Origin of the sequence: Isoptericola halotolerans (assembly GCF_013149785.1) — a bacterium.
Classification (GTDB): domain Bacteria; phylum Actinomycetota; class Actinomycetes; order Actinomycetales; family Cellulomonadaceae; genus Isoptericola; species Isoptericola halotolerans.
Genome location: NZ_JABEZU010000005.1, coordinates 348,284 through 362,455, shown reverse-complemented (window position 1 = coordinate 362,455; position 14,172 = coordinate 348,284). Strand labels below are relative to the sequence as shown.

Below are 14,172 nucleotides of genomic sequence, written 5' to 3'. Positions count from 1 at the left end.
TCAAGGCGTTCTGGAACATCGCCAACTGGCGCGACGTCGCCGCCCGCCTCGAGCGCGCCCGCACCCAGACCGCCGGACTCATCGTCCCGGCCTGAACCGCGAGCACGACGACAGGGGCCCGCATCCTCCGGTGAGGATGCGGGCCCCTGTGTGCGTCTGCGGCAGCGGCGTCAGTGCGCGTGCTGCCCTCGACTGAACTCGAACACCCAGCCGATCAGACCGATCACACCGAGGATCAGGCTGATGTAGAAGACCCACCAGCCGACCGCGAGGCCGAGGAACGCGACCGCCGAGCCCGCGCCGACCACCAGCGGCCACCACGACCACGGGGCGTACACGCCCTGGTCGCCGGCGCCCTGATCGATCTCGCCCTGCTCGTCGTCCTCGGGACGCGGATCGATGTGGCGCGCCTGCAGCGCCAGGTAGGCACCGATCATCGCCATGAGGCCACCGACGAGCGGGATGCCGAGGTACCCGACCGGCTCGTTCCAGCCGCTGAAGACTCCGTAGAGCACGCCCACCACGACGAAGAAGGGCGCCAGCCAGATGAAGAGGCGGATCTCGATCTTCACTTGGTCGTCTCCTCGTCCTCGGGCCCGTCGACCGCTGTCGGCGACTGGTGCTTCTCCGGGTAGTCGTTGATCTGACGTTCCTCGACCAGCTGCGCCTGACCTCGACGGTCAGCGCCGCCGTACACCTGCTCGAGACCGTCCTGGTTGACGTGCGGGTCCTCCATGGCGGCGACCTCAGGGTGGTGCAGGTCGAAGGCCGGCGACTCGGACCGGATGCGCGGCAGCGACGTGAAGTTGTGCCGCGGCGGCGGGCAGGAGGTGGCCCACTCGAGCGAGCGGCCGTAGCCCCAGGGGTCGTCGACCTCGACCTTGGGGGCGTTGCGCCACGTGGAGTAGACGTTCCAGAAGAACGGCAGCGTGGAGGCAGCCAGGATGAAGGCGCCCACCGTCGAGAGCTGGTTCTCCCAGGTGAATCCCTCGTTGGGCATGTAGTCGGCGTACCGCCGCGCCATGCCTTCCACGCCCAGCCAGTGCTGCACGAGGAACGTCATGTGGAAGCCGATGAACAGGATCCAGAAGTGGATCTTGCCGAGACGCTCGTCGAGCATCGTCCCGGTGAACTTGGGCCACCAGAAGTAGAAGCCGGCGAACATGGCGAACACGACGGTCCCGAACACCACGTAGTGGAAGTGCGCGACCACGAAGTAGGAGTCCGAGAGATGGAAGTCCAGCGCCGGGCTCGACAGGATGATGCCGGTCAGCCCACCGAAGAGGAACGTCACCAGGAAGCCGATGGACCAGAGCATCGGTGTCTCGAACGTGAGCTTCCCGCGCCACAGCGTGCCGATCCAGTTGAAGAACTTCACACCGGTCGGGACGGCGATCAGCATCGTCATGAAGGCGAAGAAGGGCAGCAGCACCGCGCCGGTGACGTACATGTGGTGCGCCCACACCGTGACCGACAGCGCGGCGATGGCGATCGTCGCGTAGACGAGGCCCTTGTAGCCGAAGATCGGCTTGCGACTGAAGACCGGGAAGATCTCCGAGACGATGCCGAAGAACGGCAGCGCGATGATGTACACCTCGGGGTGCCCGAAGAACCAGAACAGGTGCTGCCACAGCACCGCTCCCCCGTTGTCGGGGTTGAAGACCTGCGCGTTGAAGCGGCGGTCGGCGCCGAGGGCGAACAGGGCGGAAGCCAGCGGCGGGAACGCCATGAGGACCAGCAGGCTCGTGACCAGGGTGTTCCAGGTGAAGATCGGCATCCGGAACATGGTCATGCCCGGGGCACGCATGCAGATGATCGTCGTGATGAAGTTGACCGCGCCCAGGATGGTCCCGAACCCTCCGAGCGCCAGCCCGAAGACCCAGAGGTCACCACCCAGCCCTGGGCTGAACGTCGTGTTCGACAGCGGTGCGTAGGCGAACCATCCGAACGACGCCGCCCCCTGCGGGGTGAAGAAGCCGCCGGCCGCGATGAGACCGCCGAAGAGGAAGAGCCAGTACGCGAGCATGTTCAGTCGCGGGAACGCGACGTCCGGCGCACCGATCTGCAACGGCATGATGACGTTCGCGAACCCGGCGAAGAGCGGGGTCGCGAAGAGCAGCAGCATGATCGTGCCGTGCATGGTGAAGAGCTGGTTGTACTGCTCCTTGCTCTGCAGGATCTGCATGCCGGGCGCGAAGAGCTCCGCGCGGATGAGCAGGGCGAGGAGGCCTCCCACGGCGAACCAGAAGAACGACGTGATCAGGTACATGTACCCGATCGTCTTGTGGTCCGTGGAGGTGATCCACTTGACGACCGTGCGGCCAAGGGTCTGGCGCTCCGGGCGCAGGCCGGGTACGACCTCGGCCCCTTGAGCGGTCTCGGTGGTGGCCATCAGCCCTCGACCTCCGGTGTGGTTTCTTCGACGGTGAACTCACCGTGCTGCTGGCGGTTGAGCTCGAGACCGAGCTCGCCGGTCTGCCCCCTGGCCGCCAGCTCTGCCATCTGGGCGTCGTACTCGGCGCGGTCGACGACCTGGACGTTGAACAGCATCCCGGAGTGGAACTCGCCGCAGAGCTCGGCGCACTTGCCGGCGTAGGTCCCCTCGCGTTCGGGCACGACCTGGAAGCTGTTGGTGCGACCCGGGATCATGTCCATCTTGAACAGGAACGCGGGGATCCAGAACGAGTGGATGACGTCGCGGGAGTCGACGATGAACTCGACGCGCTCCCCGACGGGCAGGTACAGCGTGGGCAGGTTCTGCGAGGTGCCGGGCTCGCCGTCGATCTCGTCCTCGGCGGTCTGGGACCCCGGGTCGAGCAGCTGCTGCCCGGTCTCGTACACGTCGTCGTCGAGGTAGTTGAAGTCCCAGCTCCACTGCTTGCCGATGACCTGGATGCTGACGTCGGGCTCTTCGGACGTCGTGTCCAGAATCGCGGTCATGTCGCGGTTGGTGTAGAAGAACAGCACCAGGACCATGAGCGTGGGGACGATCGTGTACATGATCTCGAGCGGCATGTGATAGCGGGTCTGCACCGGCAGCCGGTGGTCGTCACGGCGCTTGCGGTAAGCGGCGACGCACCACAGCATCAGCCCCCAGGTGATGACACCGACGGCGAGCGCGGCGATCCAGGATCCGACCCACAGGTCGGTGATGCGCCCGGTCTGGTTGGTCACCTCCCCGTCGCTGTATCCGGGGAGGTATCCACGCTGGGCAGCATCGTCGGCGCAGCCGGAGGCGAGTGCCACGACGGCGACGGCGACGGCTGTCGCGCGCAACGCCAGGGCCCGCCGGGTGCGAGTGGGGCTCTTCGGGTGCAAGGGAGGCCTTTCACGTCTTGTCCGACCGCTGCGCCCTGACTCGGGGCGCACGGGTAGGACCTTCGTCCTCGATGGGAGCAGCCTAGCGCGACCTTCACTCTTTCGACGCCAGAAGCGCCCCGTTCCTACGTGACGGCACCACCGCATCGTGTCGCCATCCGCGCTGTTCGCGACAGGGTTCTGAGGCGTGTCAGAACGTGCGCCTCGTGGCGACCGCCCCGACGGCCGCGGCATCATGGGCATGCGCACCCCGCACCGTCTCAGCACAGCACCGAAGGGCCACGTGTGACACACCCCACCCCTGCCGCCGGGCGGATCCACCTCGACAACGGCAGCCGCGCCCCGTGGCACCCCCTCGCCCGCCAGGCGTTCCTCCAGGCCCTCGACGACGGCTGGGCGGACCCCCGGCGCCTCCACACCGAGGGTCGTCGCGCCGCCGCCCTGGTGGACGGCGCCCGCGAGGCGGTGGCACAGGTGCTCGGCGCACGGACGGAGGAGGTCCGGTTCACGCCCTCGCACACCGCGGCGCTGCACACCGCCGTCGCACACGTCGCCCGGGCCCGGAGGCGCCACGGCAGCGACGTCGTGGTGAGCGCCGTCGAGAGAGCCGCCGTGCTCCACGCCGCCGAGCACGCTGCCGCTCCGGGCGGGCGACGAGTGTCCGTCGACGTCGACAGCCTCGGGAGGGTGGACGCCGAGGCGTTCGCCGGGGCGCTGCGGCACGAGGGCGTCGCGATGGCGGCCCTGCAGCACGCCAACGGAGAGGTCGGCACGCTGCAGCCGGTGGACGCCGTCCACGAGGCGGCACTCGCTGCAGGGGTGCCCCTCCTGGTGGACGCGGGCGCGAGCCTCGGGCACACCGCCGTCGGCCCGGCCTGGGACGTCCTGGCGGCCGACCCGGCCGACTGGGGCGGCCCCGCCGGCGTCGGCATCAGCGCCGTGCGGCATCGCACCCGGACCGTCGCCACCGGACCGGAGGGCCCGGAGCCGTGGGCGCCCGGTGGGGTCAGCGTCCCGGCCGTGTTCGCGGCGGCGGTGGCCCTGCAGGCGGTGGTCGAGGACCGCGTCGACGCCGACCGTCGACGTCGAGAGCTCGTCGAGCACATCCGCGACCGGGTCTCGCAGATCCGCGATGTCGAGGTCGTCGGCGACCCGGTGGAACGGCTGCCGCACGTGGTGACGTTCTCGTTCCTCTACGTCGACGGCGAGGCCCTCGTCACGGAGCTCGACCGCGCCGGCTTCGCCGTCGGCTCCGGCTCAGCGTGCACGGCCAGCACGCTCGAGCCGTCGCACGTCCTGGCCGCGATGGGCGTCCTCACCCACGGGAACGTGCGGATCGCCCTGGACCGGTCGACGGCGCGGGAGGATGTGGACCGGTTCCTCCAGGTCCTGCCCGGGGCCGTCGACCGTGTCCGCGACATGCTCGGGGTGCAGGGCCTGTGAGCGACCACGGCCCCGGCACGGTCGTCGACGCACGGGGGCTGCGCTGCCCGCTGCCCGTCATCCGGCTCGCGGCCCGCGCCAAGGAGCTCCCGGCCGGCAGCGAGGTGACCGTCCTGTCCACCGATCCCGCGGCCCGCCACGACGTCCCTGCCTGGGCGCGGCTGCGCGGGCACAGCATGGTGGCCCAGGAGGTCCACGACACACCAGAGGCGGACGGAGGACCCTGGTGGGCCCTGACCGTCCGCCTCGGGGACTGACTCGGGTCGCGGCTCAGCCGAAGGAACCGCCGCAGGCGCAGGACTCGCCCGCGTTCGGGTTGTCGATGGTGAAGCCCTGCTTCTCGATGGTGTCGGCGAAGTCGATCTTCGCACCGTCGAGGTACGGGACGCTCATGCGGTCCACGACGACCTCGACGCCGTCGTAGTCGCGCAGCGCGTCCCCGTCGAGCAGGCGCTCGTCGAAGTACAGCTGGTAGATGAGGCCGGAGCAGCCGCCGGGCTGGACGGCGACGCGCAGACGCAGGTCGTCACGGCCCTCCTGCTCGAGGAGGGTGCGAACCTTGTTCGCGGCGACCTCGGAGAGCTCGACGCCGTGCGTGGCGATCTCGGTGGTGTCGGTCATGCTTCCTCCAACAGGTTGGCCGGTGCGGCTGTTCCCGATCCTACGCCGGAATCGTGACGGGTCGATGACTCACGTCACACGGCGGACCACGGGGGTGCCCAGGTGCGTGCAGCACGCCGGACGGCTGAAGGATCCCACGGGTCGCCCACCTCGTGGACGCCGGCGACCCCGGCGGCGGCGAGCTCGCGCCGCGACACCTCCGACCGCCCGGCGAGCACCACGACCGGGACGGCGTGCGGGGCGGCGGCACGCGCCGCGTCCGCCACCGGCCCGTCGTGCAGCGCCGACCCGTCGAGCGTCCGCACGTGCACGACGACGAGGTCGGCGTCGGCCGCGCGTTCCGCCATCAGGGCGACGTGCGGCGGAACCGGGGGCAGGCCGACGCTCGACAGGCCGAGCGCCGACGTCGGGACGAAGACCCCGGCGGGTGCCGGTGCGCCCGGCGACGGTGGCGCAGCCGGCCTTGCGACGGGGACCACCAAGGGCTCGGTCGCGCACCGGGGCGCGGCGCCGGTCCACGCGGCGGCCAGGGCGGCCGCCCCCTGCGGCCCCTCGGAACCCGCCACGTCACCGGGACGGTCAGGGGACGGGGCGCCGGACGCGGCGACGATGAGCGCGTGCACGCACCGATCGTGGCACATCTTCGCGTCGTGGGAAGATGAGCGCGTGAGCACCCTGCTGAACGAGACGTCCCCCTTCGTCGAGCCGGCACCGTCCCCGCTGCTCCTGCTCGGTCAGGGGCGCGACCTCGCGTCCGAACGCGGCGTCGAGTGCACGGGCAGCCTCCCCTCGCCGTCGGACCCCGACCTGGTCGAACGGGCACGCGCTGCACGGGCCGCGCTCGGCGAGCGTGCCTTCGTCCTGGGGCACCACTACCAGCGCGACGAGGTCATCGACTTCGCGGACGTCACCGGCGACTCCTTCAAGCTCGCGCGGGAGGCTGCGGCACGCCCCGAGGCGGAGTTCGTCATCTTCTGCGGAGTCCACTTCATGGCCGAGTCCGCGGACATCCTCACCGCCGACAGCCAGCAGGTGGTGCTGCCCGACATGGCGGCCGGCTGCTCGATGGCGGACATGGCCGAGATCTCGCAGGTCGAGGAGGCCTGGGCCGTGCTGGAGGACGCCGGCGTGGCGGCCGACACGATCCCGGTCACGTACATGAACTCGACCGCTGCGATCAAGGCGTTCACCGGTCGGCACGGCGGCACCGTGTGCACCTCGTCGAACGCCCAGGTGGCGCTGCGCTGGGCCTTCGACAAGGTCGGCGGCGTCGACGGCACCGGCAAGGTGCTGTTCATGCCGGACCAGCACCTGGGCCGCAACACCGCGGTGCTCCAGCTCGGCCTCGGCCTGGACGACTGCGTGGTGTTCGACCCCCGCAAGCCCGGTGGCGGGCTGACCGCCCAGGAGCTGCGCGACGCCCGGATGATCCTGTGGCGCGGTCACTGCTCGGTCCACGGCCGCTTCTCGGAGCGCAACGTCGCCGACATCCGGGCAGCCGTCCCCGGGGTCAACGTGCTGGTGCACCCCGAGTGCAAGCACGAGGTGGTCACGGCCGCGGACATGGTGGGCTCGACGGAGTACATCATCAAGGCGCTGGAGAACGCGGAGCCCGGCTCGTCGTGGGCGATCGGCACCGAGCTCAACCTCGTGCGTCGTGTCGCTGCCGCCCACCCGGACAAGCAGGTGCACTACCTCGACTCGACCGTCTGCTTCTGCTCGACGATGAACCGCATCGACCTGCCGCACCTCGTCTGGGCGATGGAGTCGCTCGTCGAGGGGCGCGTGGTCAACCGCATCGTCGTGGACGCCGACGACGCGCACTGGGCCCAGGTGGCCCTCGACCAGATGCTGGCGCTGCCGGGGATCTGATGTCCCCGGCGGGCGGTACGGAAGGGCGATGACCTGGCGATGAGCACCGACGGGGGCCTGCAGGTCGGGATCGTCGTGTTCGACGACGCCGACGAGCTCGACGTGGTGGGCCCCTTCGAGGTCTTCACCGCCTGGTCCGAACGCTCGGACCTCAGGCCGTCCGTCGACACCTTCTCGAGCACGGGGGACGGTGTGCGCCTGTCCGGCGGGCTGCGGATGCTCCCCAGCCGGTCGGCGGACGACGTCGGCCCCCTGCACCTGCTCGTCCACCCCGGCGGGTGGGGCACCCGCGCCCTGCTCGACGACCCGGACCACCTGGAGTGGCTGCGTGCCGTGCGGCGGCAGACACCGGTGCTCGCCAGCGTCTGCACCGGGGCGCTGGTGCTGGCCGCCGCGGGCCTCCTCGGGGGCCGACCCGTCACGACCCATCACGACCACTACGACGAGCTGGCACGGATCGACCCCAGCACCGTGGTCGACACCGAGGCCCGGTTCGTCGACGACGGCGACGTGGTCACCTCCGCGGGGGTGTCCGCCGGCATCGACATGGCCCTGCACCTCGTGGAACGACTGGACTCGAGCACCGCGGCCGCAGCGGTGCGCCACGCGCTGCAGTACGACCACGGCTCGCCCGCGTGACGTCGCCGAACCGGTCCGTCGATACCTGATACCGCGCGTCGCTGACATATCGTGGCGCCATGACGAGGATGATCCAGCTCGCCAAGGCGTCCCTGCTCCCCCGCAAGCCCGTCCCGGGCCGCGGCCTGCTCGACGCGTCCACGACCGTGCTGCGCGTGCACCCGGGCGACATGGACCTGTACCTCCACGTCAACAACGGCTCGTACCTGCAGATGATGGACGTCGCCCGCTCGAACCTCATCGCCGACCTGGGTGGCTACCCGCTGCTCAAGACCCAGGGCTGGTACCCCGTCGTGGCGGCCTCGACCATGACCTACAAGCGCTCGCTTCAGCTGTTCGACCGCGTCGAGATCAGCACCCGCGTGCTGGGCTGGGACGCCCGGGTGGTCTACATCGAGCAGGTGTTCACGTGCCGGGACTCCTTCGCGGCCCGGGGCTGGGTCGCCGGCAGGTTCCTCGGCAAGGACGGTTCCCGCATCGACCCGGCCGACGTCGTCGCGCTGCTGGGGAAGCACGGTCCCGTGCAGAGCCCCGCGCTGCCCGACGACGTCGCCGCCTGGGCCCGGTCGGTCGACGTCGCGCACCGCGAGGCCGGTCGGGCCTGACCGCCCTCGCCCGGTCGGCACGTCCCGTTCGGATCGGTCGCTCGAGCTGCCGACCCGTGCCGGACCTGCCGACCGGAGCGCATCAGAGGGAGCGCGCCACCTCGCGCAGCAGCAGCGCCTCGGCCAGGACGACCTTGCGCAGCTCGCCCAGGTGCACGGACTCGTTGGCCCCGTGCGCACGGGAGTCCGGGTCCTCGACGCCGGTGACGAGCACCGCGGCCTCGGGGAACGCCTCGAGAAGGTCGGCGATGAACGGGATCGAGCCGCCGACGCCGATGTCGACCGGTGCGGTTCCCCAGGCGGCGGCGAACGCGTTGCGAGCGGCCCGCATGGCCGCGGAGTCGGCCGGGGCGCCGAACGCCCTGCCCTTCTCCCCCGGCGCCCAGGTGACCCGCGCCCCGAACGGCGCGTGCTCCTCCAGGTGGGTGCGCAGAGCGTCCTCGGCGTCCTGCGGCTCGGTGCCGGGCGGGATGCGCACCGACAGCTTCGCGGCGCTGCGTGGCGCGAGAGTGTTCGAGGCGTGGGCCACCGAGGTCGCGTCGATGCCGATGACGGCGATCGCCGGCTTGGTCCACAGCCGTCCGGCGATGGTGCCCGCACCGGCGAGCTCGACGCCGTCGAGCACCGACGCGTCGGAGCGGAAGTCCGCCTCGGCGTAGTCGACCTCCGGCTCGCCGGCGCTGGCGAGACCGCGGACGGCGACGTTGCCCTCGGCGTCGTGCAGCGTGGTGAGCAGTCGGGCGAGCAGCAGGTTGGCGTCCAGGACCGGTCCTCCGAACATCCCGGAGTGCACGGCGTGCTCCAGCACCTCGACCGTGACGACGCCGTCGACCAGCCCGCGCAGGGAGGTGGTCAGCGCAGGGACGCCGACCTTCCAGTTCGTGGAGTCCGCGACCACGATGACGTCGGCGGCGAGCAGGTCGCGATGATCGGCGAGGAACTGCGCGAAGCTCGGGGAACCGGACTCCTCCTCGCCCTCGGCGAAGACGGTGACGCCCACGCCGAGGTCGTCCCCGAGCGCGGCCAGGGCGCGCAGCGCGCCGACGTGCGCCATGATCCCGGCCTTGTCGTCCGCCGCGCCGCGGCCGAACAGCCGCTCACCGACCTGCGTCGGCTCGAACGGGTCGGTCTCCCAGGTCGCGGCATCCCCGGGCGGCTGCACGTCGTGGTGGGCGTAGAGCAGCACCGTCGGCTCTCCCTCGCGGGCGGGACGTCGCGCGACGACCGCGGGGGCTCCCGGCGTCCCGTCCGGGCGCTCGGCGCGCAGCACGCGGACGTCCGGCAGTCCGACCTCGCGCATCAGGGCGGCCACGGCGTCGGCGCTGGATGCGACGTGGGCCTGGTCGAAGGCCGCCGCAGAGACGCTCGGGATCCGGACCAGTGCCTCGAGGTCCGCCCGGATGGCAGGGAACAGCTCGTCGACGTGGGCGCGCAGGGCGGCCACGTCCGTCTCGGTGTGGTTCACGTCCCCACGCTACCCGCGTACCGCCCGGCTCCCCCGCTCGACTACCCTGGGGGCGTGATCTTCCGCAAGCCTGACACCGCCGACTCCGCCGCGACCGGTTCCGCCGACAGCCCGGTCACCGACGACCCCGCGATCACACGGTCCGGCAAGGGCCGACCGACCCCGAAGCGGCGGGAGGCGGCCGCGAAGAACCAGCGGCCCCTGGTCCCGAACGACCGCAGGGCGGCGCGCAAGGCCAGCAAGGAGAAGGTCCGCGAGGATCGGCAGCGCGAGTTCAAGGCCATGCAGACCGGTGACGAGCGCTTCATGCCCCCGCGCGACAAGGGGCCGGTGCGTCGGTACGTGCGCGACCACGTCGACGCGCGCTGGAACCTCGGCGAGTTCTTCCTCCCGGTGGCCTTCGCCTTCATCTTCCTCAACCTGCTGGTGATGCAGAGCCCGACCCTCGGTGCGCTCGTCCTCATCGGGCTCTACATGGTGGTCCTGATCACGGTGCTCGACGCCGTCATCATGTGGCAGCGCCTCAAGCGCCGCCTGCGGGACAAGTTCGGCACGGCCGGCGCCGACGGGAACAAGGTCTACGACGTGCCGCGCGGGACGATGATGTACGCGGTGATGCGCGCGTTCCAGCTCCGCCGTTCGCGCCTGCCCAAGCCCCTGCACAAGAAGCACGGGGTCTGGCCCGAGTAAGAGGCGCCCGGCGCCGTTCCCCGCAGCGCGGGCGCAGGGTCGAATCGATCTGATCGTCGGCGTAGGGTGCTGACATGGTCAACTACCGGTACCTCGGCAACAGCGGTCTCAAGATCACCGAGATCACCTACGGCAACTGGCTCACCCACGGCTCCCAGGTCGAGAACGACGTCGCGACGCAGTGCGTTCACGCGGCCCTCGACGCGGGGATCACCTCGTTCGACACCGCGGACGTCTACGCGAACACCAAGGCGGAGCAGGTCCTCGGCGACGCCCTGAAGGGCCAGCGCCGCGAGTCGCTCGAGATCTTCACCAAGGTCTACTGGCCCACGGGGCCCGGGGGCCCGAACGACACCGGCCTGTCGCGCAAGCACGTCATGGAGTCGATCAACGGCTCCCTGCAGCGGCTCGGCACCGACTACGTCGACCTCTACCAGGCGCACCGGTACGACGTCGAGACCCCGCTCGAGGAGACGATGCAGGCGTTCGCCGACATCGTCCGCCAGGGCAAGGCCCTCTACATCGGCGTCTCGGAGTGGACGGCGGACCAGATCCGCGCCGGGGCGGCCCTGGCCAAGGAGCTCGGCTTCCAGCTCATCTCGTCCCAGCCGCAGTACTCGATGCTGTGGCGCGTCATCGAGGACGAGGTCGTGCCGGCCTCGCAGGAGACCGGCATCTCCCAGATCGTCTGGTCACCGATGGCCCAGGGCGTGCTGTCCGGGAAGTACGTGCCGGGCAAGGAGCTCCCCGCCGGGTCCCGCGCGACGGACGACAAGGGCGGCGCGAAGATGATCCAGCGGTTCATGCACGACGACGTCCTCGAGCGCGTCCAGCGCCTGCGCCCGGTCGCGGAGGAGCTCGACCTGTCGATGGCGCAGCTCTCCGTCGCCTGGGTGCTGCAGAACGACAACGTCGCCGCCGCGCTGGTGGGCGCCTCCCGCCCGGAGCAGGTCGCGGAGAACGTCAAGGCCTCCGGCGTGACGATCCCCGCCGAGCTCCTGGCGAAGATCGACGACGTCCTCGGGGACGTCGTCGAGCGGGACGCGGGCAAGACCCTCGAGGGGATGCCGAAGACCCGCGTCGCCTGACGCCGAGCGCCACTCGCGAGCGTCTCTGTTCGTCAGGAATCGGGAGCTGATTCCTGACGAACAGAGACGCTCGTTCTCGTCGTGGTGGTGTCAGAGGGTGCGGCCGTGCTCACCGAACGCGTCGAGCGCGCGGGCGATCTCCCGGGCCCGACGACGCACACGCTCCTCGCGGCTCTCCTCGTCGCGAACCACTCCCGAGCGGGGGGACGACGTCGCAGCAGCGGCCGTGCCCGGCATGGCCGCTACCCGGGGACCAGCCAGCCCGTCGGGAACGAGCCGGCGCCACCGTGCGGACGCCTGGACCACGACCCCCACCCCGAGCGCGAAGGCCACGGTGGCCCAGCCGACCGTCCCACCGAGCAGCCAGCCGACCGCGACGACCGCCACCTCGATGCCGGTCTTGATCGCGCGGACCGACCAGCCGGTGCGTGACACCAGGCCGGTCAGCAGCCCGTCGCGCGGACCGGGGCCCAGGCGCACCCCGACATAGGCGGCGGTGGCGACCCCGTTGAGGACGATCCCACCGAGCGCGAGGACGACGCGCGCCACCGGGCCAGGGGCCGGCAGCACCGCCTCGAGCAGTCGCAGGCTGGGTTCGATCGCGACGGCGATGATCACGACGTTCGCGACGGTCCCGATCCCCGGTCGCTGCCTCAGCGGGACCCAGGCCGCCAGCACCAGCAGCGACGTGACGGCCACGGTGACACCGAACGACCAGCCCGTCGTGCGCACGATCCCCTGGTGCAGCACGTCCCACGGCATGGCGCCCTGCCCGGCGTGCAGGAGCATCGCCATCGAGAACGTGAAGGCGAGCAGGCCGAGGACGAGCTGGAGACCTCGGCGGACCGGCGACAGACCGGAGACGACGACGGTGTGCGACGTACCCGGGCGAGTGGTCATCCGGGCGGGAGCAGGAGCGGTCATGCTTCCACCTTCACCCCTATTGGCATTGCAATCCATGGCCAATCACGCAACAGTGGATCCATGAGCCTGTCCGCGCCTCCGCCCGTGGCCGTCCGGACCCTGTCGGCCCCGGCTGCAGCCCGGCTGCTGGGCCTCTGGCACGCCGCGGGCCCGGCCTACCTCGCTCTGGCCGACGGCCTGCGCGCCGCCGTCCTGTCGGGCTCGCTGGCACCGCTGACGAGACTGCCCAGCGAACGCGAGCTCGCCCGGGCGCTCGGGGTCTCGCGGACGACGACGTCGGCCGCCTACGACAGGCTGCGCGAGCTCGGTTTCGCCACCAGCCAGGTCGGCTCCGGGACGGTGGCGGTCCTGCCCCGGTCGGCCGGCCTCCCGGTGCGCCCCCAGGCGCCGGCCGGCGACGGACCCCTCCCGCCGCTGTCCGACCGGTCCGGACCGATCGAGATGTCGCAGGCCACGCCGTCCGCCCCGGACGCCCTGCACGGCGCGTACCAGCGTGCCCTGGAGATGCTGCCCGCCTACCTCGGCACCGGCGGCTACTCGCACCTCGGGCTCGACGTCCTGCGAGAGGCCGTCGCCGAGCGCTACACAGCACGAGGCGTCCCCACCACCCCCGACCAGGTGCTGGTGACCACCGGCGGCCAGCAGGCCATCGCCCTGCTCGCCACGACGCTCGTCGGCCGCGCCGAACCCGTGGTGGTCGAGTCCCCCACGTACTACCACGCGATCGAGGCGCTGCAGCGTGCCGGCGGACGCGTCATCGGCGTGCCGGTGGGAGACGTCGAGTCGTTGGCGTCGGCCGTGCACCGTACCCGCGCCCGGCTGGCCTACCTCGTGCCCGACTTCCACAACCCGACCGGGCGCACCCTGAGCGCGGAGGAGCGCGACACGGTCGCACGCCTGACCGACCGGTACGGCGTGACCGTCATCGGTGACGAGACGCTCACCGACCTCGACCTCGACGGCGGGACGGTCCCTGGGCCGTTCTGCGGCGACGGCACCGACAGCCGGCTGGTCTCGGTGGGCTCGGCGTCCAAGTCGTTCTGGGGCGGGCTGCGCATCGGCTGGGTCCGTGCCGACCCTCAGCTCGTCCAGCGCCTGGCCCGGATCCGACAGGCCCTCGACATCGCCACTCCCGTGCTCGAGCAGCTCACCGTCGTCGAGCTGCTGGCCGAGCGCGCCGAGATACTGCCCGCCCGGGTCGCGGACCTTCGTGGCCGGCGGGACCACCTGGTCGGTCTGGTCCGTCACCGCTTCCCCGACTGGGACGTGCCCTCCCCCGCGGGCGGGCTCTGCGTCTGGACGGGGATCGGTCGGCCCGCCGCCCAGGCCCTCGCCGGCGCCGCCGTCGCCGAGGGCCTGCGGATCGGTGCCGGGCCCCAGTTCACCCCGGACGGTTCGGCGCAGGACCGCGTCCGGCTGATCTACACCAGCCCTGCGGAGAAGCTGACCGACGCCGTCGACCGGCTCGAACGCGCCTGGCGCCGCATCACCGGATGAGGTGCCGGGG

Annotated in this window: 15 protein-coding genes and 1 pseudogene; 9 read left to right on the top strand and 7 right to left on the bottom strand. The window is 71.3% G+C overall.

Annotation, left to right across the window (positions count from 1 at the left end; genetic code table 11):
* Nucleotides 1–95: pseudogene (locus HDG69_RS19255) on the top strand (superoxide dismutase); the annotation flags it as partial.
* A 75-nt stretch (nucleotides 96–170) separates the two neighbouring features.
* Here the strand turns inward: HDG69_RS19255 and HDG69_RS18600 are convergent.
* Genes HDG69_RS18600 through ctaC form a run of 3 tightly spaced genes read right to left on the bottom strand, consistent with a single transcriptional unit; the run spans nucleotide 171 to nucleotide 3,318 of the window.
* Nucleotides 171–572, bottom strand: a complete 402-nt coding sequence (locus HDG69_RS18600) for an aa3-type cytochrome oxidase subunit IV (protein ID WP_171785302.1) — start codon at nucleotides 570–572, stop codon at nucleotides 171–173.
* On the bottom strand, nucleotides 569–2,392 hold the full coding sequence (gene ctaD / locus HDG69_RS18595; protein ID WP_171785301.1) for an aa3-type cytochrome oxidase subunit I: 1,824 nt from the start codon (nucleotides 2,390–2,392) through the stop codon (nucleotides 569–571). The genes HDG69_RS18600 and ctaD overlap by 4 nt, the downstream gene beginning before the upstream one ends.
* Nucleotides 2,392–3,318 (bottom strand): aa3-type cytochrome oxidase subunit II, encoded by a 927-nt coding sequence (gene ctaC / locus HDG69_RS18590; protein WP_171785300.1) that lies wholly within the window; start codon nucleotides 3,316–3,318, stop codon nucleotides 2,392–2,394. The genes ctaD and ctaC overlap by 1 nt, the downstream gene beginning before the upstream one ends.
* Before the next feature lie 285 nt (nucleotides 3,319–3,603).
* Here ctaC and HDG69_RS18585 point away from each other — a divergent pair, with 285 nt between their 5' ends.
* Nucleotides 3,604–4,761, top strand: a complete 1,158-nt coding sequence (locus HDG69_RS18585; RefSeq protein ID WP_343036520.1) for a cysteine desulfurase family protein — start codon at nucleotides 3,604–3,606, stop codon at nucleotides 4,759–4,761.
* Nucleotides 4,758–5,018 (top strand): sulfurtransferase TusA family protein, encoded by a 261-nt coding sequence (locus tag HDG69_RS18580; protein WP_171785299.1) that lies wholly within the window; start codon nucleotides 4,758–4,760, stop codon nucleotides 5,016–5,018. Before HDG69_RS18585 ends, HDG69_RS18580 begins: the two co-directional genes overlap by 4 nt.
* A gap of 13 nt (nucleotides 5,019–5,031) precedes the next feature.
* Here HDG69_RS18580 and HDG69_RS18575 read toward each other — a convergent pair whose 3' ends face one another.
* Both HDG69_RS18575 and HDG69_RS18570 read right to left on the bottom strand, forming a co-directional pair.
* Nucleotides 5,032–5,382 carry a HesB/IscA family protein gene (locus HDG69_RS18575; protein WP_106269538.1) on the bottom strand — a complete coding sequence of 117 codons (351 nt, stop codon included), beginning with the start codon at nucleotides 5,380–5,382 and terminating at the stop codon, nucleotides 5,032–5,034.
* Between the two features lie 74 nt (nucleotides 5,383–5,456).
* Nucleotides 5,457–6,005 (bottom strand): glycerate kinase, encoded by a 549-nt coding sequence (locus HDG69_RS18570; RefSeq protein ID WP_171785298.1) that lies wholly within the window; start codon nucleotides 6,003–6,005, stop codon nucleotides 5,457–5,459.
* A 43-nt stretch (nucleotides 6,006–6,048) separates the two neighbouring features.
* Between HDG69_RS18570 and nadA the strand changes: the two genes are divergently transcribed.
* Genes nadA through HDG69_RS18555 form a run of 3 tightly spaced genes read left to right on the top strand, consistent with a single transcriptional unit; the run spans nucleotide 6,049 to nucleotide 8,498 of the window.
* Nucleotides 6,049–7,254, top strand: a complete 1,206-nt coding sequence (nadA, locus tag HDG69_RS18565; protein ID WP_425484057.1) for a quinolinate synthase NadA — start codon at nucleotides 6,049–6,051, stop codon at nucleotides 7,252–7,254.
* Between the two features lie 39 nt (nucleotides 7,255–7,293).
* Complete coding sequence (locus HDG69_RS18560) at nucleotides 7,294–7,893, top strand: DJ-1/PfpI family protein (RefSeq protein ID WP_171785296.1); 600 nt, start codon at nucleotides 7,294–7,296, stop codon at nucleotides 7,891–7,893.
* A 59-nt stretch (nucleotides 7,894–7,952) separates the two neighbouring features.
* Nucleotides 7,953–8,498, top strand: coding sequence for an acyl-CoA thioesterase (locus tag HDG69_RS18555; RefSeq protein WP_171785295.1), 546 nt, complete (start codon nucleotides 7,953–7,955; stop codon nucleotides 8,496–8,498).
* Between the two features lie 82 nt (nucleotides 8,499–8,580).
* Here the strand turns inward: HDG69_RS18555 and HDG69_RS18550 are convergent, their stop codons facing one another.
* Nucleotides 8,581–9,963, bottom strand: coding sequence for a M20/M25/M40 family metallo-hydrolase (locus HDG69_RS18550; protein ID WP_171785294.1), 1,383 nt, complete (start codon nucleotides 9,961–9,963; stop codon nucleotides 8,581–8,583).
* Nucleotides 9,964–10,017: 54 nt separating this feature from the next.
* On the opposite strand from HDG69_RS18550, the gene HDG69_RS18545 reads away from it, so the two are divergent.
* Nucleotides 10,018–10,653, top strand: coding sequence for a DUF3043 domain-containing protein (locus HDG69_RS18545; protein WP_343036519.1), 636 nt, complete (start codon nucleotides 10,018–10,020; stop codon nucleotides 10,651–10,653).
* A gap of 74 nt (nucleotides 10,654–10,727) precedes the next feature.
* Nucleotides 10,728–11,741, top strand: a complete 1,014-nt coding sequence (locus HDG69_RS18540; protein WP_171785293.1) for an aldo/keto reductase family protein — start codon at nucleotides 10,728–10,730, stop codon at nucleotides 11,739–11,741.
* A gap of 90 nt (nucleotides 11,742–11,831) precedes the next feature.
* Here HDG69_RS18540 and yczE read toward each other — a convergent pair whose 3' ends face one another.
* Nucleotides 11,832–12,665 carry a membrane protein YczE gene (yczE, locus tag HDG69_RS18535; protein WP_246256771.1) on the bottom strand — a complete coding sequence of 278 codons (834 nt, stop codon included), beginning with the start codon at nucleotides 12,663–12,665 and terminating at the stop codon, nucleotides 11,832–11,834.
* A gap of 60 nt (nucleotides 12,666–12,725) precedes the next feature.
* Here yczE and yczR point away from each other — a divergent pair, with 60 nt between their 5' ends.
* Nucleotides 12,726–14,162: a MocR-like transcription factor YczR gene (gene yczR / locus HDG69_RS18530; protein WP_171785292.1), complete on the top strand. Its 1,437-nt coding sequence runs from the start codon at nucleotides 12,726–12,728 to the stop codon at nucleotides 14,160–14,162.
* The last annotated feature ends 10 nt before the right edge of the window (nucleotides 14,163–14,172 follow it).

Bases quoted from the DNA above. Each gene is read 5' to 3' on its own strand.
- ctaD (WP_171785301.1), bottom strand. From the start codon at position 2,392: ATGGCCACCACCGAGACCGCTCAAGGGGCCGAGGTCGTACCCGGCCTG.
- HDG69_RS18575 (WP_106269538.1), bottom strand. From the start codon at position 5,382: ATGACCGACACCACCGAGATCGCCACGCACGGCGTCGAGCTCTCCGAG.
- HDG69_RS18560 (WP_171785296.1), top strand. From the start codon at position 7,294: ATGAGCACCGACGGGGGCCTGCAGGTCGGGATCGTCGTGTTCGACGAC.
- HDG69_RS18555 (WP_171785295.1), top strand. From the start codon at position 7,953: ATGACGAGGATGATCCAGCTCGCCAAGGCGTCCCTGCTCCCCCGCAAG.
- HDG69_RS18540 (WP_171785293.1), top strand. From the start codon at position 10,728: ATGGTCAACTACCGGTACCTCGGCAACAGCGGTCTCAAGATCACCGAG.
- yczE (WP_246256771.1), bottom strand. From the start codon at position 12,665: ATGACCGCTCCTGCTCCCGCCCGGATGACCACTCGCCCGGGTACGTCG.
- yczR (WP_171785292.1), top strand. From the start codon at position 12,726: ATGAGCCTGTCCGCGCCTCCGCCCGTGGCCGTCCGGACCCTGTCGGCC.